Below are 20,127 nucleotides of genomic sequence, written 5' to 3'. Positions count from 1 at the left end.
TAATCTATCTTACTATTAATTTTAAATTCAGCAATCATGTTAACCAAAAATTTTTAAATTTAGTCATTTTTCATATTTATTCGGTATTTACTCTGTTGATCATTGAAGGCTTTTTGCAATGCTTCACTAATCGTCGCTACCCCTACAACTTCAATTTCACCAGTAGGTGTCCAGCCTTGTAGATTGTTTTTGGGAATAAAAACTCGATTAAATCCTAATTTCTCAGCTTCGGCAACACGTTCTTCAATCCGATTAACACGTCGAATTTCACCAGTTAATCCAATTTCACCAATAAAAGCATCACCTAACTGGGTTTCCTTATCCTTATATGATGATGCAACGGCAACAGCCACAGCCAAATCAATTGCCGGTTCATCTAGTTTAACTCCGCCGGCGGCCTTTAAAAATGCGTCCTGGTTTTGGAGTAACATGTTTGCACGTTTTTCAAGAACTGCCATAATTAAAGCTACTCGATTCCGATCTAACCCCGTTGCTGTACGTTGGGCATTCCCAAATACGGATGGTGTAATTAAAGCTTGCATTTCAACTAAAATCGGCCGTGTTCCTTCCATTGAGACTACAATCGCTGATCCAGTTGCACCATCAATTCTTTCTTCCAAAAAAATTTGTGACGGATTAGAAACTTCTGTTAGTCCATGCGTTTGCATTTCAAAAATACCAAGTTCATTAGTTGAACCAAAACGATTCTTAACAGCCCGTAAAATTCGATAAGCGTGGTGCAAATCACCTTCAAAATATAAGACTGTATCAACCATATGTTCTAACATTTTGGGCCCAGCAATCGATCCTTCTTTAGTTACGTGCCCCACAATAAATACCGTAATACCATTAGTTTTGGCAATTTGGAGTAATTCAGCAGTTACCTCACGAACTTGAGATACTGAACCTACTGCTGATTGGACATCAGGTTCTTGCATAGTTTGAATTGAATCAATAATCAAGAAGTTAGGTTTTAATTCATCAACTTGTTTGCGAATTAAACTCATATCAGTTTCTGGATAGAGATAGAAATCATTGGCCCCCACCCCTAATCGTTCCGCACGCATTTTAATTTGCACGGCACTCTCTTCACCTGATACATACAACACAAGCCCGCCAGTTTGGGCTAATTGGCCTGACATTTGCAATAGTAGTGTTGATTTACCAATTCCTGGATCACCACCAATTAAAACCATTGAGCCTGGAACAACCCCGCCACCTAAAACTCGATTTAACTCGGATAATTGTACCTTTACTCGCGGAGTATCTTCAGTAGAAACATCCCCAATTTTGGCCACTTTAGCGACTTCGCCATCTAAACTAACCCGACTTTTTCGATCCGGTGTATCAGGTTGAATACGTTCTTCCACTAATGTCCCCCACTCGCCACAATTGGGACACCTCCCCAAATATTTAGGCGAAATATAGCCACAATTAGAACATAAAAATTGCGTTTTTATTTTGGCCATTTATATACCTCCTTTTTATTTAATACCAGATGAACCAAACCCACCATTACGTGTCGTCTTAATTGTTGAAGCATCATGATCAGCTAATAAAAATGGCATGAAAATTCCTTGTGCAATTCGTTCACCCTTTTGAATATGGCAATCAAATAAACCAAAATTCAGAATTTGTACAAAAATAGCACCTTCATTTTGTTCATTATTGTAGTAATCAGCGTCAATTATTCCTACTCCATTAGGTACTAATAAACTACGCTTCAATGGATTACTTGACCGATTTGCAATCATCAAAAATTCCTCTGGCTGCATAAATGCTTTAACACCAGTTGGAATTAAAAATGGTTTTAACACAGCTTGTGCAGCTGCCAAATCCGCTTCACTTACCTTTTCTTCATGTTTAATCTGCCATAAAGCCTTTAAAAAAGACCATTTCCAAATTGACGGGATAACAATATCTTCTGCTGCTTGAAAATCATATCCTGCTGCTTGATTTGTTGCTCGTTGAGGTAATTGTAAGCCTGCCTTAGCATATTTACTTATAATTTCAAATCCGCGTTTCATTAATCAATATCTCTTTTCTTAAATTTGTTATATTCTATTATACCAATAACTTACTAATTTTTTAGACCAGAAGCAATTTTAAATTTGACTATTCCTGCTAATAACATGAAAATAAAACTAGATAGTAATTAACTAAATAAAAAAGGAGCCTACTTATGGAATTTATACGTGAACCAGAACGTCTTTATCAAGTTGCCCCCGATGGTCAGTTATTAGCCGAAATTAAATTTCCTAAAATTCCTAACCACAACGTCATCGTAATCACCCATACTTTTGTTGATCCTAGTTTACGTGGTCAAGGAATTGCCAACCAATTACTAAACGAAGTAATTACATTTGCTCAACACAATAATTTAAAAATTAAGCCTGAATGTAGTTTTGCAAAAAAGGTTTTTGCAGTGACACCAGCTTATCAAAGCTTGCAATATACTGAATAGCTTTTAAACTTTTTTTTAGGTATAATTATTTAATGCACAGTTTACACAAGGAGAGCTCTTGAAGTTATGAATCAAATTGAATTAAAAAAACAAGTTGGAGAACGTGCCGCCCAATATGTTGAAGATGGTATGATTGTTGGGCTTGGGACTGGTTCTACTGCCGAGTTTTTCGTGGCGGCTCTTGGTGAACGCGTCAAGAATGAAGGCCTTAATATTGTCGGGGTCCCTACTTCTGATCGAACAAGAAATCAAGCGACAGCTCTCGGTATCAAAATTAAAAATATTGATGATGTCGACTACATTGACTTAACAGTTGATGGTGCTGATGAAGTTGATGAAAACTTCCAAGGAATTAAAGGTGGCGGTGCCGCTCATCTCTGGGAAAAAATTGTTTCTTCAAATTCAAAACGTAACATCTGGATTGTTGATAATTCTAAAATGGTCAAGACATTAGGTGCTTTCCCACTGCCTATCGAGGTTATTCCTTTTGGTAGTAAGCACGTGGTGGATAAATTAATTGCAGCTGGATACAAGCCAAAAATTCGACGTGATGAAAATGGTAATCCTAAGTTAACGCATTTCCACAACTATATTATTGATTTACAAGTTGATTCGATTCCTGATCCCAAACAGTTAGGTACTGAGTTAATCAATATGGTTGGGGTTGTTGAACACGGTTTATTCCTTGATCATGTAAATACTTTGATCATCGGTCGACCAGAAGGTCCACAAGTTATTGATAATATTCGATAACTGTAACTCTTTGCTACTAGTAATGTGCTCCAAAAAACAGATAGTTTCATAAAATACGAAAAAAGACTGAATTTATAAAAATAAATTCAGTCTTTTTTTCTATGCTTTAGTCATTATCTGAGGTTTTTTTACCACATCTCATTTAGCGTTATTTAAACATTTAACTATTTAATTCACGCTGTATCGTCATTTGAAATAAACTTAGTAGCATCTATTTGATCTAATAATGACTGCACATCCGTCCCTGTAGCAACAAAGTGTCCAGAAACATCATGTAATAATTGTCCTGCATTATGGTAAAAAGAAAAATGCCAATTATCTTTAATCAGCCACTGCGTCCGTAGCTTAGTATCATCAATATCAGAAAACGGTACTAACACTGCTGGCCAAGCTGCTGTAACCACAGATAAAGGCAGTCCAGCAATGGCTCGGATGTGTTGCTCGTATACTGATACATTTGTCACCTGATCAAAAATTGCACTTGCTTGACTTAGTGTCGCTACTAGTCGTTTGACAATTAAATTTCCCGTTGCAGTGACATAAAAATCAAGTTGGAATAAACCACGATAATTAATATTTTCACCAATGCGCTCTGTAATTCGATACATTTCAAATTCAATCTCATCAGGTAACTTAACCGGTGTAACGGTCTTTATTAACTTACCACCTGTATAAAAATTTTCAATAATCGGATACGTACTGATTTTACCATCCAATGCTCGCGCAGCCACCACTGAATATTCACGAACATTGCTTAACCATGACTCAATAATGAATGTTCCAGTATCAATCATTTCAGCAACTTTACCAATTGATGCTTCATTTTCAACAATCACTTCTTTTTCGATACCCGTTACTTTAGGAATTGATTTTAAAACTACAGGATATCCCAATGATGCCGCAGCATTGACAACATCCGTTAAATCAACAACAGTCATATATGGTAAACAATTAATATTTAAATCTTCAAACAAAGTCCGTTCCATTAGGCGATCCATTGAAATTTCTAATGTATTAATACCTTGTGGTAAGTCAGCATATTGCTTTATATATTCCAATGTTTGCGTGCTTATATTCTGACTTTCATACGTTACAAAGTCACAACTTTCAGCAAACGATCGTAATTCTTCCCAATTATCATTTGCACCAACAAAGCGTAGATCAGCGACATGTAAGACCTCTGCTTCCACATCAGAACTATAGGCAGCAACCCGAAAACCCATTCTCCGCGCTGTTTGCGCCAATATAGGCCCATTGATGCCTTCTCCAATAATTCCTAATGTTTGGCCTGGATAAAATTGTGTTGCCATTAATAGTGCCTCCTAAATCCGACTAGCTTTTATCGGTCAAATCGATTCAAATGATACATTTCAATAATTTTGATTAACTTTTGGGCATACTCCGGATCGGTAGCATAACCTGCCTGATACAATGCATTAGCTGCTGCAACATAGTTTGTTGCATGAATAACTTGATTGTATCGTTGATGATTTTCACTAGTACCTCGAACTAGTAACTGTGCATGATCTAGCATTGAGCCCTGTACATTATCATATACTTTAAACGGTGCCCTAACTGTCACCCACTGTCCTTTTACAAATTCACTTGTTGGTAGCAAAATAGATTTTTGCCCAGGTGCAGCCTTAATACCATAGAAATTGTAGTATTTTTGTGAAAGTTGACTATTATTCCAATTAGATTCATGTGCGGCTTGTGCTAATGTAATACTAGCCAAAACACCATATTGACGTTGTAGCTGTTGTGCATATGGTGCTAATGAATTTAGCCACTTAACTCGCTGTTGATAGATACTCGATGGTGCCGTAACGGTATTTGTAGCTTCTTGACGTTGATTTTGCCAATGGAGCGCCATTACACATAGTAATAATACACCAATGATAAAGAGCACGGTATTACGACGCTTAAGTTGTCCATTTTTGACAAAAAAATCTTGAATACTAAATTTACTATTCATTTTACGCTTACGATTGCGTCGCTTTTTAACTGCCATGACTCTCCTTTATATATTTCTAATTAATCATCCCCGTATCCAAATCTAAAAGTTGCTTAAAATGCTGATTATGAGCATATAAAGCTTGTGGTGATCCACTCATTGTAAAATTACCATTATCTAGGAAATATACTTGATTAGCGAAATTAATACCTGTTAAGTGGTGTGTTACCCAAATAATTGTTTTATCAGCTAAAAGTTTGAAAATAGTTGTTAAAACTTCATTCTCAGTAATTGGATCTAAACTTACTGTTGGCTCATCCAAAATAATAATCGGTGCATCTTGTAACAAGATACGAGCTAATGCAAAGCGTTGCCGTTCTCCACCTGAAAAACGTTGGCCACCTTCTGTCATCACAGTATTATAACCATCAGGTAATTTTTCAACTAATTCACGTAAACCAACAGCCGCAATAGCTGCTTTTACATCATCATCAGTTGCCGTTAAATTTCCTAAACGTACATTATTCATAATTGAGGTATTAAATAGGTATGGTTGTTGATCTAATACGCCGAATAAATCATGGCGATATTCTTGCAACGTTTCTAAATCATAACCGTCAATTTTAAAATGCCCCGAAGTCGGTTGTAAATCACCTAATAATAACTGTAACATAGTTGATTTTCCCGCTCCAGAAGGTCCTAAAAGAGCATAGGTCCCTTTTCGATCTATTTTTAGATTAATGTGGCTTAAAACTGATTGCTCTTGATTAGGATAATGGAAGGTAACATCTTCAAAAATAATTTCCTTAAAATCCAATACTTTTGCTTGATCCACTGTCGCCGTTTGCGGTGCTGTAACTGTTAAATCATCGTAGCTATTCATACGTTCTAAAGAAGCCTGATGCGTAGGTATTTCCGTTAATCCGGCTGAAATCCCCTGAAAAGCATCAATCATCGGGAAAATAGCTAGTGTAAAGGCAGCAATGTAATTGACATTAAAAAAAGAATCACCAAACTGAACTTTTCCAAAATACAACATTACAAATGTAATACCTGCCACAATTAAATTCAAAATAAAGTCGCGCCACCAAGTGAATTGCATATCTTGACGTTGAATTTTGACTTGTTGCTGCATTAATACGGTTTGTTTTTCCACAAATTCTGCTTGGCGCCCAGCTATTACCCAATCAGTCAATCCCAGTACACCGTCAGTTAAACTAACATAAACTTCATGTTGTAATTGTCGATTTTTAAAGCTACGTGCTCCGTTTAAAGCTACTGAAATTAATGGCAATAAAATTGTAATAACTCCAAATAATAATACCATTAATAAACCAAAGGCCCAGTTAAAGTAACCTACAAAAATTGTGAAACTTAGATATAACAACCAACCAATTACGACTGGGAATATCGTCTTTAAATAAAGATTTTCAATATGTTGAATATCATCTGCCAACAATGCTAAGACATCACCTGTTTGTTTTTCTTGGCGAATTGTAGTAGCCCGTTGTTCAACTTGTAAATACAATTTCTTACGTAAATCAGATACTAAGCGTAAAACCCAATTATGTGAGGTTAAACGTTCGACATAACGAAATACGGGCCGGCCAATTCCAAACGCACGCGTCAAAACAATTGGTACGTAAACCAGCAAGATATTGCTTGGATGTTGAGCCGAGCGTGAGATTAAATAACCTGAAACAAACATTAAGGCTGTCCCACAAAAAACTGTCATAAACCCTAAAAAAATTACCAGTGCTAATAATTTTTTGTAGCGTCGTAGGTAAGGTAAAACCCATTTATCGGTATTAAACATTTTAATAATTGTTTGCATTATTTAACACCTCCTAATTGATTGACATCTGCTACCAAGCGTACAAATGCCCCACCACGACTTGCTAATTCATCTGGTGTACCTTGTTCTACGATTTTACCATCTTCAATTACTAATACATAATCCATTTGCTTAACCCAATGCAAACGGTGTGTAGCAAATAATACTAAGTGATTTTCAAATAAAGGGATAATCGCTTTCTTAATATTCATTTCAGTTTCGATATCTAAGTGTGCCGTTGGTTCATCAAATAATAATACACGACGTTCTGGAGTTAGAAAAGCACGTGCAAGTGCAATCCGTTGGGCCTGCCCACCAGAAACCGCTTGCCCACCTTCACCAATTAAAGTCGCCAAACCATTGGGAAGATTTTGCCAAAATGTTGCTAAACCGGCTGCTTCAAGGGCTAAAATTATAGCTTCTTCACTAGCATCTGGGGCATAAAAAGCAACGTTTTCAGCTAAAGTTGCATGAAATATATATGGTGTTTGCGGAATATATTGGAATTGTTTTTGCCAAGCTTGTAGCTGTAAATGCTCAACAGGTTGTTTATTCAACATAATTTTTTGTTTTTCATTATTAGTTGGTGCCAAAAAACCACCTAATAAATTAAGTAAGGTTGATTTACCAGAGCCTGATCGACCAATTATTCCCACTTTTTGATATCCCTGTAAGGCTAAATGTTCAATCGTTAAAGTTGGTTCATCGTTATCATTATAAGCGATAGTAACATTATCAAGCGTTAGATGACTTTCAGTATTCCATTGCTCTAATTTGAGCTGTTGGTTATCAATTAAGGTTGGTCTTGACAATAAATCAAGTACATCACCTAAAGCATTTTTACCATCCAATGTATCATGATAATCATTAGCAAAATTGCGTAATGGCAAGAAATATTCCGGTGCCAATACTAACATCGTCAAAGCTGGCAATAAAGCTTTCGTTCCATCAATTAAACTAAAGCCCAAAAAAACTGCAACAATCGCAATTGATAGTGTTGTAAAGAAGTCTAAAGTAAATGTTGATAAAATCGCAATCTTAAGTGTTGATAAGACTGATTTACGATAGTCTTCTGAAACACGATGAATATTAGTAGCATAGCGTCGGCTCAAGCCTAGTTGTTTTAATGTTGGTAATCCACGTAATGCGTCCACGAAATGATTACTTAGTCGTATAAAGTTAGCGTATTCCTTATCGGCTTTAGCCTGGGCTGCATAACCTAAAATAATCATAAAGATAATTACTACTGGATAGATAGCAAGCATAAAGGTTGCTTCCGGCCATGAAACAGTAAATAAATAAGCTAATAAAATCCATGGAATGATCATCATATCAAACATTTTAATTAATACCAGCATCAAATATGTTTGTGCTTTATCGATTCCTTCCAATGCTAAGGTAACCGTATTTCCAGTTCCCTTTTCTTGGATAATTTTAGGCCCTAAAGCACCAACTTGCTTCAAGACATCATGTCGAAGGGTTGTCACAGTCTTTTCAACCCAGTGGCCAACTACATAGTTTTTTAAGACAGTTAATAAATGCCGGCAGACGAATGCTACCAAAAAGAACCCAAAAGTTTGTAAGACAGCAACGAATGGCTTTTGCTGCCACAACGTTACAATACTCATACTTAAGTATTTTCCTTGGAATAATACACTAAATGCTTGCAGTGTTATTAGCACTGCAAGCATTCCAAGTGTTTTACGAATTCCCGGCATTGTGAATAAGCGCCGATCAATCATGTAAATAAATCTCCCTTTAAATCCGATCAGAGGAGCCTAATGTGCGCTACCTGCTTGACCTACAGTTATCCGTTTCCGGAAGACATAGTAACTCCAAATTTGGTACGCCAACACAATTGGTAAAATTGAAACCACAATCCAAGTCATAATTGTTAATGTGTATGGTGAACTTGAAGCATCTTTAATTAGTAATGAGTGTGCTGAGTTATTGCCAACAATTACACGTGGGAATAAACCAACAAAAAGTAAAGTAACAAGGCCAACTAAATTGATTCCTGTAGCAATGAAACTCAAAATTTCTTTATCCTTTAATGTTGCAACATATGATACCACAGTTGCCAAAACAATTACTGCCAATAAAATAATTGTAAGCATTGGTTTGTTTTGGAAAAAATCAGTATAGATAAAAAGTAAAATTGCAAAGACAACTTCACCAGCTAAAAGAACTGGGTAAAGTACCTTAGCAACCTTAGCTGCACGGTAACGAATATCACCATGGGTCTTCAAACGAATAAAGTTCAAACCATGGATGTAACTCATCAACACTAAAGCAACCCCACCAACGATGGTAAATAAATTAACAAAATCAAAAAAGTGACCGCGAATGTTAAAGTTAGCATCGACTGGCATTCCCTTTACAAGGGCTGTAAAAATCATTCCAAACAAGAATGGAGCAAAGAATGAACCAATGGCAGTTGCCCATTCCCAAATATTTTTAGCTTTATTGAATTTAGCCATAGCACGGAATTCAAATGAAACTCCACGGAAAATCAAAGCTATTAATATTAAAAATAATGGAATATAAAAACCTGAAAAGAGACTGGCATACCAGATGGGCATTGCTGCAAACATTGCACCACCGGCAGTAATTAACCAGACTTCATTGGCATCCCAGTTAGGTCCAATTGATCCAATTAAAGCGTCACGTTCATGTGCATCTTTGGCGAGTGTCTTAACAGCCATACCAACACCGAAGTCAAAGCCTTCAAGGAAGAAGAATCCGGCAAATAAGATGCCAATTAGGACAAACCATAAAATTTGTAATGTTGACATTAGTTAAAAGCCTCCTCTGCAAATGGGTCTTTTACGACTGTTTTTGCTTTCATAACATCATCTGGCCCTTCACGAAGCACACGTGCTGCGTAATAAACCATAACTCCACCAAGTGTGCAGAATGTTAAGAAGTAAACAATGTTAGAAAATAACATCGATGCAGCAGAAACATTAGGTGATACGGCATCAGCAATTGTCAAGTAGCCGTAAACTACCCAAGGGTAACGACCTAATTCAGTAACTAACCAACCACCTGTATTAGCAGCAAATGGTAAGAAAGTCACAATTGACATAATACACAACCACCACTTTTGATTCATAAGGAACTTATCAGAATGTTTTTTGCGGTTAAACCATAGTCCAACAACCGCAACCATTAGAAAGGCTCCCGCAGAAACTGCCATTACACGGAAAGCATAGAAGATGGCATTGAAAGGAACGTAGTAGTTCATATCTTTACCAAACTTCTTGTCATATTTTTCATGCAATTCCTTATTAATAGTGTTAGCACCCTTATTTTCACCAGTAAGTGAATGGTGAGCTAGAATTGATAGTACATAAGGTACATTAATTTCAAAATCAGGCTTGTGTTCTTTTTCATTATACCAACCAATTACAGCCCATGGTTCTGATTTATTTTTACCACCGACATTTTCGTATAATCCTTCAGTTGCGGCAAATTTCATTGGTTGATCGTCTTGTAAAAATAATGAGTGGCGATCACCAGTAAATAACATTCCAAATGTTGTAACTAAACCGACAATCAAACCAACTTTCATTGATTTACGGAAGAAATCCGTATGTTGTGTTTTACGTAATAAAGCCATTGCTGACATCCCAGCAACCACAAATCCAGCTGTTAAAAATGCTCCAATTAAAACGTGTGGAAATTCCAACCAAACTTGGTGGTTTTTAAGTAAATCAGCAAAGTTTACTAATTGTGCCCGACCAGTTTCTTTGTTAAGGATAAAACCAGTTGGATTTTGCATAAATGAATTAGCAATTAAAATCCAAAGTGCAGATAAACTTGAACCAATTGTTACCAACCAGACAAAGGTTACGTGTAAAGCAGGTTTAACCTTATCCCAACTAAACATCCAGAAACCAAGGAAAGTTGATTCTAGGAAAAAGGCAACAAGTGCTTCAACAGCAAGTGGTGCCCCAAAGATATCACCTACAAATCGTGAATATGCTGACCAGTTCATTCCGAATTGGAATTCTTGAATGATCCCTGTAACAACCCCTACGGCAAAACTAAGTAAGAAAATCTTACTCCAGAATTTTGTCATATGCTTGTAGACTTCGTCTTTCTTTATCACATACAGGGTCTCCATAATAGAAACAATTAAACCCATCCCAATTGAAAATGGCACAAAGAAAAAGTGAAAAATTGTGGTCATTGCAAATTGGAAACGTGCTAAAGAAACAACAGATAGTGCTAAATCAATCATTATGTTATTTCCTCCAAAAAATTGCGATTAAAAAATCTAAACATAAATATTACTTAGCCTATTTTACACATAGTTAGGCAGTACTTTCAAATTTTTTGCGTAAAATTTTGTGAAACTTAAAACTTTGTGCTATAAATCACTTGTAAGCCCTTTTAAATTAAATTAAAAAAAGATATTGACATTTTTTTAATCACGCTTTAATATTATCCTCATAGTTTGATATGCAAACAAATTGATCAGGAAAGTAAATTGGACTGTTATTATACAGAAAGCGTCGGTTGTTGAGAAGACGTCATTAACATTCTTTTGAAAATGGCCTGTGATTGGCATAAATGAGTAATGTAGTTATGAATTTATGATGGGGTGGCGACCATTACCAACGCACACGGATACTATTTGTCCGTTAATGAGGATATTTTGGCAACACAATATCGAAGTAGAATGGTTCACGACGAAGCTCGTTTCTATGTTTTTTAACATAGGAGCGAGCTTTTTTATTTTCAGGATTAATTTGTAACATATTGACATGAATGAAATTTTATTTTTAGGGAGAATTTATTATGAAAAAGAAATTATTAATTACCGTAACTGCTGTCTTAGCAGCATTTACCCTGGCTGCATGTGGTAACTCAAACAAATCAAAATCTGCGGATGGTAATACCATTGTAAAGGTTGGAGTAGTTGGAACAGATGACCGTATTTGGGATAATATCGCTAGCCGAGCTAAGAAGGAAAAAATCGATATCAAATTAGTCCACTTCACAGATTATGATCAACCGAATGCAGCTTTGAAATCAGGACAAATTGATTTAAATGCTTTCCAACACTTTTATTTCCTTGATCAATGGAATAAAGCTAATAATGGTTCAATCAAATCAATTGGTAAAACTGTTTTAGCACCAATTCGTCTTTATCCTGGTAAAGGTGTTTCTAAACTCAGTGATATTAAAAAAGGTGCTCAAATCGTCATTCCAAACGACCCAACTAACGAAGGCCGTGCGTTAACTTTGCTCCAAACAGCGGGCCTAATTAAATTAAAGAAAGCTGCATTGCCTACCCCAAACGATATTAAAGAAAACAAATTGGGATTAAAAATTGTTCCTGTTGATGCTGCTCAAACTGCACGCCAATTAAGTTCTGTAGCCGCTGCCGTTGTTAATGATTCAACAGCTCAAGATGCAAAATTAAAAGAATCTTCAGCAATTTATATCGAGCCAGTCAACAAAGCTTCACAAGAATGGATTAATATCATTGCTGCTAATTCAAAAGATTTAAACAATCCTACTTACAAAAAAGTTGTTAATCTCTATCAAACGCAAACTACTAAAGATTTACTAAAAAAAGTATATGGTGATACTGAAATTCCAGCCTGGGACATCAATTTAAAGTAGATACAATTGAATTAATCAAACAAGTTGATCAGATTAAATACTAAGTCTTTTGTTTATAATAATGTCCTTTGATGAAAAGACATAGCAAAACATTTAAGCAGATAATCTGTGATTTGGTATCGGTCAGCCGATGATGGGGTTGCACTCATTACTAGCGCACATATGCACACACAAAATCCTATTAATTGGGGAAGTAGTGCTAACAGTAGCTTAAAGTAGCATGATTCACGCCAAAGTTCGTTTCTATGTTAGAACATGGAGACGAATTTTTTAATAGTCAAAATAATATATTACAAACAATTGACTTAAATACTTTTCAACATTATTAATTTTTAAAGCAATGGAATAGCGATAAGCACACTATTTTAAAATAATATGAGCACATATACTAAAAAAAGAGGTACTCGGGATGACTGAAATACAACCAATTATTCGTTTAGAAAATATTGATGTTACATTTGAACAAAAAAAACAAAGCGTTAAAGCTGTAAAAAATGTCTCACTTGACATTTTACCCGGTGATATTTATGGAATCGTTGGCTACTCAGGTGCTGGTAAGTCAACCTTAGTTAGAACAATTAATCTACTACAAAAGCCCACACATGGTAATGTTGTCATTAATGGGACATACTTAGCTAAAACTACCGATAACAAAGAAAATTATATTGCTAGCAAAGAACTCAGACAGCAAAGAAAAAAAATTGGTATGATTTTTCAGCATTTTAATTTAATGAATGAACGTACTGTAGCCGAAAATGTTTTATTCCCAATTAGCCATTTAAAATTAAGTAAGTCACAGCGCAAAGATAAGGTAAATGAGCTTCTTGAACTTGTCGGTTTGGCCAATCGTGCCAATGCCTATCCAAGTCAGTTGTCTGGTGGTCAAAAACAACGGGTTGCCATTGCTCGAGCATTAGCTAGTGAACCTGAAATTCTAATATCAGATGAAGCAACCTCTGCATTAGACCCTAAAACTACTAATTCGATTCTACAACTACTAAAGAAACTAAATATTGAGTTGGGCTTAACTATTGTTTTAATCACACACGAAATGCAGGCTGTTAAGGAAATCGCTAATAAAATTGCTGTTATGGAAGATGGTGAAATTATTGAACGCGGTAGTTTATTAGAAATATTCACTGCCCCTCAAAAGCAATTAACCAGAGATTTTATTGATACTGCAACAAACTTAGAAGATGGTTTACGTAAAGTTAAAAGTCAAACTGCAATTAAAAACTTGCAAGCGCCTGATATTTTCGTTCAATTATCATACGCGGGTGCCTCTACAGATCAACCTTTGATTACATCGCTTTTCAAAGATTTTAACGTGACCGCAAATGTCTTATTTGGAAATGTTGAAATTTTACAAGAAACACCGGTTGGAACTTTATTAGCGATTTTAAGTGGTAAGGATACTGACTTAACTGCTGCTATTAATTCCATCAAAAAACAAAATGTTAAAGTAGAAATCTTGAAAGGAGAACTTGCATAATGACATGGATTAATCGAACTTTCCCAAATGTAATTCAATTAGGTTGGTCATCAGATCTTGGTTGGGGGACCGCTATTTATCAAACCCTTTACATGACTTTCGTATCTGCTATTATCGGTGGCCTTTTAGGCTTAATCTTTGGATTCGGTTTAGTTTTATTTGCAGAAGACGGTATTTTAGCTAATAAACCTATTTACTGGATTCTTGATAAAATTGTATCAGTTTTCCGGGCAATCCCATTTATCATCTTATTAGCATTTATTATGCCTTTTACAAACTTTTTAGTTCACACCACAATTGGTGTCAACGCAGCTTTAGTTCCATTGTCTCTTGGTGTATTTCCTTTTTACGCACGCCAAGTACAAAACGCATTAGTCTCTGTTGATGATGGTATTATTGAAGCCGCCCAATCATTTGGGGCAACAACCTTTGAAATTATTTTTAAAGTGTACTTCCGAGAATCACTGGCAGATTTAATTCGTGTTTCGACAGTTACTTTAATTAGTCTCGTTGGATTAACTGCTATGGCTGGTGCAATTGGTTCTGGTGGTTTAGGTAATATTGCTATTTCTGTTGGTTATAGTCGCTTTGAAGCAGACATTACATTTGTTGCAACGCTTTTAATTGTTATTTTTATTTTTATTATTCAATTTGTCGGTGATTTTTTAGCTAAAGTTTCAAGTCATAAATAATTTCCCTTAATTGAGATAAAAGATTATGCACAATAAGGATATTCGAATATACACAAAAATCCCAGGAAAAAATTTCCTGGGATTTTTGCTAGTGTTTATCGTATTGCAATGTTTTATTATTTTTCTAAATAAAATTCAAACCTTGCACCAACATATTGAGTTCTAACGTATTCAAATGGCTTACTATCCTTTAAAAAGGATACTTGGCGTAAGTGTAAAACAGCATCTCCTCGCCGAATATCCAGGTACTCAGCAACTTTTTCAGTTGCTAATTGGGCTGTTACAGTTTGCTGTGCATGACCTACTTCTAACCCTTGTGTTTTTAAAGCCTGATATAATCCTTTAGTGATTGCCTTACGATCAAGATTCTCAACTAATCTGCTAGGAATCGTTGCTGTCTCCAACGAAATTGGTTCATCATTTCCGTATCGAATACGTTCCATCCGTAAAACACGTTCACCCGCATTTAATTGTAATTGCTCAATTTCGCTCAGTGATGGTTGTACTGCATTATGATAAGCGATAACTTTACTACTAGGTATCTTACCTTGTGCTCTCATCAACTCAGTAAAACTAGTAATACCAGCCATTTTTTCTTGGACCTTTTGATTAGCAACATAAGTTCCATCGCCTACTCGACGTTCTAAAATACCTTCATCGGCTAATGTTTGAACTGCTTGTCTTAAAGTCATGCGGCTCACACCAAATTCTACAGCTAAATCTCGTTCTGCAGGAATTTTATCGCCAACTTTGTATTTACCAAATTCGATTTGGCGTTTTAATTCGTTATGAATTTGTAAATATATTGGTGATCCCATAATCGATACCTCGTTTATTACTTAGATAGCAATTCTCCATATGAATATGTTGCTTTTAAACCAAGACCGCGATCAAATAAATTAAAGTCAGCATCTTTACCAACACTAATACTTCCCTTTTGCGTTAAGCCAAATTCACGAGCTTGGTTTACAGAACTCATTAGAACTGCCTGTTCAATATCAACTTGTGCGTAATCAATAATATTACGAAAGGCATCGTCATATGTCAATACAGAACCAGCCAAGTGCCCGTTTTCCAATCGTGCTTGCTTATCCTTAACAATAACCTTTTGTCCCCCCAATTCAGAAATTCCCTCAGGCATTCCCTTTGAGCGCATTGAATCCGTGATTAATTCAATACGATCACTTCCTTTAACATTAACTGCAAATCGCAACATATCTGGTGCAATATGGAAACCATCTGCGATTAATTCCGCATACATATTTTTCTCCAACATTGCATGTCCGGTCACACCAGGTTCACGATGACCAAGCCCTCGTTGGGCATTGTATAAATGCGTTACATGAGTAGCGTGTGCTTCTTGCATTTGTGCACGAGTAGCATCGCTATGTCCGACTGAAGGTACGATGTTATGATTAAGTGCAAATTGTTCAAATTGTCGGGCTTGATGCCGTTCTGGAGCATAGGTAACTAAACGAATGCGATTACCTGAAAGTTCATTCCAATGTGTCAATAGCTCAACTGATGGATCTTGCATATATTGTTCTGGTTGCGCCCCTTTATAAATTGGATTAACAAATGGCCCTTCAAGATGAACTCCGCCAATCAACTTATTTGTTTTTGCAACTTGATTTACTGCTGTCATTGCTTTGGCGATGGCATCATTAGATTGCGTCATTGTTGTTGGGAAAATAGTTGTTACCCCTTCATTTTTAGCAATTAAATTTACCATTTGCATAATCTCATCGGGATTACCATCCATCGTATCAAAACCATAAGCTCCATGGGTATGTACATCAATAAATCCTGGTACAAGTAAATAACCGTGGGCATCTGTTACTTCATCATTAGCTAAAAGTTTAAATTCATCCATTGAGCCAATTGCTTCAATCGTTGATTCAAATCGAACAAATCCATCTTTAATAACTTCTGATCCTGTATAAATATCTGCATGCCGAATTACTTTACTCATTGTATCAATCCTCCAAAATATTTTTAATCTACTGCTTGATCTTTTGCAATAGTAGCATCAATCCCTTTAACAATTGCAGTTGGTAGTCCATATTCTTCCATTGCTAAAAAACCAGCAATTGTTGAGCCACCAGGAGATGCAACAGCCGCTGCCAATTCACGGGGTGTTTGATTACTATTTTGTACTTGTAATGCTGTACCAAGCATTGTTTGTGTCACAATTTTAATTGCTTGATCCTTAGGCAAACCATATTTGACCCCCGCTTGAGCCATTGCATCAATAAATAAATCAATAAATGCTGGACTTGAACCAGCTAATGCACTAAAAATACTAAATTGATCTTCAGATACTTGATAAATACTACCCAGTTGCGCCAAAAACTTTTCAACCGTTTCTTGAGCGTTTTCTTGATTAAGCAAATATTGATTATGTGCATACGCAATTGTACCCGCGTTAACATTAACCGGAGTATTAGGTAAAACACGGCTAATAGCCACCTGATTACCTAAATGAGCTGCTAAACTAGCAAGACTTACCCCACCTAGCACAGAGATAATAGTTTTATTACTCAATGCTTGTTTAATTTCATCTGCTACTACTGATAAATGTTGTGGTAAGCAAGCTAAAATGATTACATCACTTTCCTTAGCTACCAGTTCATTGCTAGTTACATAATTTAAACCACGTACTTGCGCATAGTTCTTTGTGCGACTACTACCACCATGAATATTAATTATTTGTTTGGAATCATTTGTCAACAAACCATCAATCATAGCTTGAGCCATTTGACCACCACCGATAAACCCAATTTTCAAAATTTGAGCCTCCTTGTTTATTAGTTATACTTACTATACCAATTTATATACCAATTTTCAAAATTTATATAAATAAAAAAGCACCTACGACTTAAATCGTAGGTGCTTTTTTGAGTTAAATTACTGGGCTAGCTGGATTCGAACCAGCGCATGACGGTACCAAAAACCGTTGCCTTACCGCTTGGCTATAGCCCAATAAATGGGGGAGAGTGGATTCGAACCACCGAACCCGAAGGAGCGGAGTTACAGTCCGCCGCGTTTAGCCACTTCGCTACTCCCCCGAAGCAATTAACTTAATAAGTATACCTTATTAGCATTAACTGTGTCAAGAGTTATTTTAATTTAAATAAATACTTTCAAAGCTTATTTAAATTTGTATCAATCAACTTAAACTATAATACAGTAATATTGATAATTTGACAACACTTTTTTTACTATTTTTTCACTTATTTGATTGGTTTTTATTATTTATTATTTCTTGATATATTAACTCAGTACTTGGAATATAAAAAGCATGTCACTAAATTAAATTTATAATTCTGTGACATGCCCTATTTAAATTTTACAATTAGTCGATGCCAACCATCGCATTACTAATTTTTTTAATCTGCGTTAGTAACAACAATCCCGCTATAATTGTTATACCTCCAACCAAACTAAAGTACTGAACTTCTGTATTAATTGCATAATATTGAACAATTTGCGCATTGATTGCTGAAGCTGCCGCATCCGAAAGAAACCACATGCTCATCATTTGAGAACGAAAGGCTCGGGGAGCTAATTTAGTTGTTGCTGACAAGCCAACTGGTGAAATTAACAACTCTGCTACTTCAACGAGAGCCCAACTCATAATTAACCAGATTGGGCTAAAAAGATTACTTGTACCAAATAATAAACCTGGCAATGCCATTACCAAAAATGAAGCACCTGCAAAGAGTAATCCAATTCCAAACTTAGTAGGAGTCTTGGGCTGTCGTTTTCCAAGTTTTATCCACAGTAGTGCAAAAATTGGAGTATATAACATAATAAACATAGGATTTAACGATTGAAACCATGTCGCGTTTAACCATCCAGGTAATTGAACTTGATCATGCGCAAAAAGAGCCAAAACCGCTGCTCCTTGCTCTTCAATTGACCAAAAAAGCATTGCCGCTAAGAATAGTGGAATATAAGCTCGTACACGTGATCGCTCTTCTCGCGTTGTTTTACGACTAGTCAACATTTTAATAAAATAAATGACTGGCACCATCACCGCTAATACCGATAATAATAAAATAATTGATTTTAAATTCAAAGAATCATATAGTGACATTAAAATAATGACTAATATTACTGCAACTATTCCATACGTTGATTTAAATATCAGTGGTCGAATATCTTCTGGTTGTAATGGGTCCGTTGGATAATAGGTTGCTTTACTTAAATTTTTGCGACTATCAATTCTAAATACAATCAATCCCACAAACATACCAATCGCTGCTAATAAAAAACCAATATGATAATTAAAAGTTTTAGCTACTTGACCAACTAACAATGGTGCAATAAAAGCACCAAAATTAATTCCGAATATAAAAATTGAAAAGCCTGCGTCACGTCTAGGATCATTTAGACTATATAATGAGCCCACCATCTCTGAAACATTAGGCTTTAGCATACCTGTTCCCATAACAATTAATGCAATCGAAACAAATAATGCCGGCTGCCCAAAGGGTAGTGCTAACACAATATGGCCAAACATAATTAGAATCCCACCAATAAACACGGTCCGCCAAGCACCTAGTATACGATCACTAAGGAACCCCCCTAAGATACTTGAAAGATAGACCATAGAACTATAAATCGATACAATCGCTAATCCAATTGAATGGTTCATCCCAAGACCACCATCGCTAATCTTAGCAATAATATAATACAGTAAAATAGCACGCATCCCATAATAGCTAAAACGTTCCCACAATTCTGTAAAAAACAGAGTTGAAAGGCCACGCGGTTGTCCTAAAAATGATTTTTGTTGTTTAATCTGCAAAATACGTTTCCTCCATTTATCTTAATCTAATGGGAATACTTAATAAGTGTAACATTGTAGCACTAAATTTTTAATCTATTTTAATAATTTTCTCATTTATTTCTTAAAAAGATAATCACTTATTATATGTCTAGTAAAACGGCCAGGAAAATAAAATTTTCCTGGCCGTTTTACTTATTTAACAAATAATATTGGAAATTTAATATAAGTTATTATAAAACTTATATTTCCTTATAATGCCGCTTAGGTGACTCGAACACCTGACCCTCGGTTTACGATACCGATGCTCTACCAACTGAGCTAAAGCGGCATTGGTTCAATAAAAGCGATGATTCCAAGGGAATACATCGCTTTTAGTAAAACTCCGGCAGGCGGGCTCGAACCGTCGACAACCTGATTAACAGTCAGGTGCTCTACCAACTGAGCTATGCCGGAATAATATAAGCATGGCGACGTCCTATCCTCGCAGGGAGCGATCCCCCAACTAC

The 20,127-nt window shown here is 35.9% G+C and carries 17 protein-coding genes and 4 tRNA genes; 5 read left to right on the top strand and 16 right to left on the bottom strand.

What is annotated here, in order from left to right; all coding sequences use genetic code 11:
* Positions 1–59: 59 nt before the first annotated feature.
* Entirely contained in the window at positions 60–1,469 is a 1,410-nt protein-coding gene (gene radA, locus HF964_RS08395; protein ID WP_168722604.1) for a DNA repair protein RadA, read from the bottom strand.
* Positions 1,470–1,484: 15 nt separating this feature from the next.
* Positions 1,485–2,027, bottom strand: coding sequence for a dCTP deaminase/dUTPase family protein (locus HF964_RS08390; RefSeq protein ID WP_168722603.1), 543 nt, complete (start codon positions 2,025–2,027; stop codon positions 1,485–1,487).
* A 155-nt stretch (positions 2,028–2,182) separates the two neighbouring features.
* Here HF964_RS08390 and HF964_RS08385 point away from each other — a divergent pair, with 155 nt between their 5' ends.
* Both HF964_RS08385 and rpiA read left to right on the top strand, forming a co-directional pair.
* A complete protein-coding gene (locus tag HF964_RS08385) occupies positions 2,183–2,464 on the top strand; it encodes a GNAT family N-acetyltransferase (RefSeq protein ID WP_168722602.1) in 282 nt (93 codons plus the stop codon).
* A gap of 66 nt (positions 2,465–2,530) precedes the next feature.
* Positions 2,531–3,217, top strand: a complete 687-nt coding sequence (gene rpiA, locus HF964_RS08380; protein WP_168722601.1) for a ribose-5-phosphate isomerase RpiA — start codon at positions 2,531–2,533, stop codon at positions 3,215–3,217.
* 173 nt (positions 3,218–3,390) lie between these two features.
* Here rpiA and HF964_RS08375 read toward each other — a convergent pair whose 3' ends face one another.
* The 6 genes from HF964_RS08375 to HF964_RS08350 are packed head-to-tail and all read right to left on the bottom strand — an operon-like array spanning position 3,391 to position 11,251.
* Positions 3,391–4,527 carry an ATP-grasp domain-containing protein gene (locus HF964_RS08375; protein ID WP_168722600.1) on the bottom strand — a complete coding sequence of 379 codons (1,137 nt, stop codon included), beginning with the start codon at positions 4,525–4,527 and terminating at the stop codon, positions 3,391–3,393.
* A gap of 29 nt (positions 4,528–4,556) precedes the next feature.
* The gene (locus HF964_RS08370; RefSeq protein WP_168722599.1) at positions 4,557–5,228 is read right to left on the bottom strand and encodes a glycoside hydrolase family 73 protein; all 672 of its coding nucleotides are present in this window, start codon (positions 5,226–5,228) and stop codon (positions 4,557–4,559) included.
* Between the two features lie 19 nt (positions 5,229–5,247).
* Positions 5,248–7,005 carry a thiol reductant ABC exporter subunit CydC gene (gene cydC / locus HF964_RS08365; RefSeq protein WP_168722598.1) on the bottom strand — a complete coding sequence of 586 codons (1,758 nt, stop codon included), beginning with the start codon at positions 7,003–7,005 and terminating at the stop codon, positions 5,248–5,250.
* Positions 7,005–8,747: a thiol reductant ABC exporter subunit CydD gene (cydD, locus tag HF964_RS08360; RefSeq protein WP_168722597.1), complete on the bottom strand. Its 1,743-nt coding sequence runs from the start codon at positions 8,745–8,747 to the stop codon at positions 7,005–7,007. The genes cydC and cydD overlap by 1 nt, the downstream gene beginning before the upstream one ends.
* Before the next feature lie 36 nt (positions 8,748–8,783).
* On the bottom strand, positions 8,784–9,800 hold the full coding sequence (cydB, locus tag HF964_RS08355) for a cytochrome d ubiquinol oxidase subunit II (protein ID WP_168722596.1): 1,017 nt from the start codon (positions 9,798–9,800) through the stop codon (positions 8,784–8,786).
* The gene (locus HF964_RS08350; RefSeq protein ID WP_168722595.1) at positions 9,800–11,251 is read right to left on the bottom strand and encodes a cytochrome ubiquinol oxidase subunit I; all 1,452 of its coding nucleotides are present in this window, start codon (positions 11,249–11,251) and stop codon (positions 9,800–9,802) included. The genes cydB and HF964_RS08350 overlap by 1 nt, the downstream gene beginning before the upstream one ends.
* 560 nt (positions 11,252–11,811) lie before the next feature.
* Here HF964_RS08350 and HF964_RS08345 point away from each other — a divergent pair.
* From HF964_RS08345 to HF964_RS08335, 3 genes are all read left to right on the top strand, one after another.
* Positions 11,812–12,642, top strand: a complete 831-nt coding sequence (locus HF964_RS08345; RefSeq protein ID WP_168722594.1) for a MetQ/NlpA family ABC transporter substrate-binding protein — start codon at positions 11,812–11,814, stop codon at positions 12,640–12,642.
* A 409-nt stretch (positions 12,643–13,051) separates the two neighbouring features.
* On the top strand, positions 13,052–14,134 hold the full coding sequence (locus HF964_RS08340; RefSeq protein ID WP_168722593.1) for a methionine ABC transporter ATP-binding protein: 1,083 nt from the start codon (positions 13,052–13,054) through the stop codon (positions 14,132–14,134).
* Positions 14,131–14,826, top strand: coding sequence for a methionine ABC transporter permease (locus tag HF964_RS08335; RefSeq protein ID WP_338091106.1), 696 nt, complete (start codon positions 14,131–14,133; stop codon positions 14,824–14,826). Before HF964_RS08340 ends, HF964_RS08335 begins: the two co-directional genes overlap by 4 nt.
* 116 nt (positions 14,827–14,942) lie before the next feature.
* Here HF964_RS08335 and HF964_RS08330 read toward each other — a convergent pair whose 3' ends face one another.
* From HF964_RS08330 to HF964_RS08295, 8 genes are all read right to left on the bottom strand, one after another.
* Positions 14,943–15,644: a GntR family transcriptional regulator gene (locus tag HF964_RS08330; protein WP_168722591.1), complete on the bottom strand. Its 702-nt coding sequence runs from the start codon at positions 15,642–15,644 to the stop codon at positions 14,943–14,945.
* A gap of 17 nt (positions 15,645–15,661) precedes the next feature.
* Positions 15,662–16,798, bottom strand: coding sequence for an N-acetylglucosamine-6-phosphate deacetylase (nagA, locus tag HF964_RS08325; RefSeq protein WP_168722590.1), 1,137 nt, complete (start codon positions 16,796–16,798; stop codon positions 15,662–15,664).
* Between the two features lie 23 nt (positions 16,799–16,821).
* A complete protein-coding gene (proC, locus tag HF964_RS08320; RefSeq protein ID WP_168722589.1) occupies positions 16,822–17,613 on the bottom strand; it encodes a pyrroline-5-carboxylate reductase in 792 nt (263 codons plus the stop codon).
* Between the two features lie 123 nt (positions 17,614–17,736).
* Positions 17,737–17,808: transfer RNA gene (locus HF964_RS08315), tRNA-Gln, on the bottom strand.
* Between the two features lie 5 nt (positions 17,809–17,813).
* Positions 17,814–17,894, bottom strand: a tRNA-Tyr gene (locus tag HF964_RS08310).
* A gap of 287 nt (positions 17,895–18,181) precedes the next feature.
* Positions 18,182–19,639 (bottom strand): peptide MFS transporter, encoded by a 1,458-nt coding sequence (locus HF964_RS08305; protein WP_168722588.1) that lies wholly within the window; start codon positions 19,637–19,639, stop codon positions 18,182–18,184.
* A 237-nt stretch (positions 19,640–19,876) separates the two neighbouring features.
* A tRNA-Thr gene (locus HF964_RS08300) sits at positions 19,877–19,949 on the bottom strand.
* Between the two features lie 52 nt (positions 19,950–20,001).
* Positions 20,002–20,074, bottom strand: a tRNA-Asn gene (locus tag HF964_RS08295).
* Between the last annotated feature and the right edge of the window lie 53 nt (positions 20,075–20,127).

Origin of the sequence: Periweissella fabalis, from assembly GCF_012396505.1 — a bacterium.
GTDB lineage: Bacteria > Bacillota > Bacilli > Lactobacillales > Lactobacillaceae > Periweissella > Periweissella fabalis.
Note: the sequence above shows the minus strand (reverse complement) of the source record. Positions and strands in the feature narration are given on the sequence as shown.

Excerpts from the sequence above, each read along its gene's own strand:
- HF964_RS08390 (WP_168722603.1), bottom strand. The coding sequence starts at position 2,027 with ATGAAACGCGGATTTGAAATTATAAGTAAATATGCTAAGGCAGGCTTA.
- cydC (WP_168722598.1), bottom strand. The coding sequence starts at position 7,005 with ATGCAAACAATTATTAAAATGTTTAATACCGATAAATGGGTTTTACCT.
- cydB (WP_168722596.1), bottom strand. The coding sequence starts at position 9,800 with ATGTCAACATTACAAATTTTATGGTTTGTCCTAATTGGCATCTTATTT.
- HF964_RS08340 (WP_168722593.1), top strand. The coding sequence starts at position 13,052 with ATGACTGAAATACAACCAATTATTCGTTTAGAAAATATTGATGTTACA.
- radA (WP_168722604.1), bottom strand. The coding sequence starts at position 1,469 with ATGGCCAAAATAAAAACGCAATTTTTATGTTCTAATTGTGGCTATATT.
- HF964_RS08375 (WP_168722600.1), bottom strand. The coding sequence starts at position 4,527 with ATGGCAACACAATTTTATCCAGGCCAAACATTAGGAATTATTGGAGAA.
- nagA (WP_168722590.1), bottom strand. The coding sequence starts at position 16,798 with ATGAGTAAAGTAATTCGGCATGCAGATATTTATACAGGATCAGAAGTT.
- HF964_RS08330 (WP_168722591.1), bottom strand. The coding sequence starts at position 15,644 with ATGGGATCACCAATATATTTACAAATTCATAACGAATTAAAACGCCAA.
- HF964_RS08385 (WP_168722602.1), top strand. The coding sequence starts at position 2,183 with ATGGAATTTATACGTGAACCAGAACGTCTTTATCAAGTTGCCCCCGAT.
- HF964_RS08370 (WP_168722599.1), bottom strand. The coding sequence starts at position 5,228 with ATGGCAGTTAAAAAGCGACGCAATCGTAAGCGTAAAATGAATAGTAAA.
- cydD (WP_168722597.1), bottom strand. The coding sequence starts at position 8,747 with ATGATTGATCGGCGCTTATTCACAATGCCGGGAATTCGTAAAACACTT.
- HF964_RS08350 (WP_168722595.1), bottom strand. The coding sequence starts at position 11,251 with ATGATTGATTTAGCACTATCTGTTGTTTCTTTAGCACGTTTCCAATTT.
- HF964_RS08345 (WP_168722594.1), top strand. The coding sequence starts at position 11,812 with ATGAAAAAGAAATTATTAATTACCGTAACTGCTGTCTTAGCAGCATTT.
- rpiA (WP_168722601.1), top strand. The coding sequence starts at position 2,531 with ATGAATCAAATTGAATTAAAAAAACAAGTTGGAGAACGTGCCGCCCAA.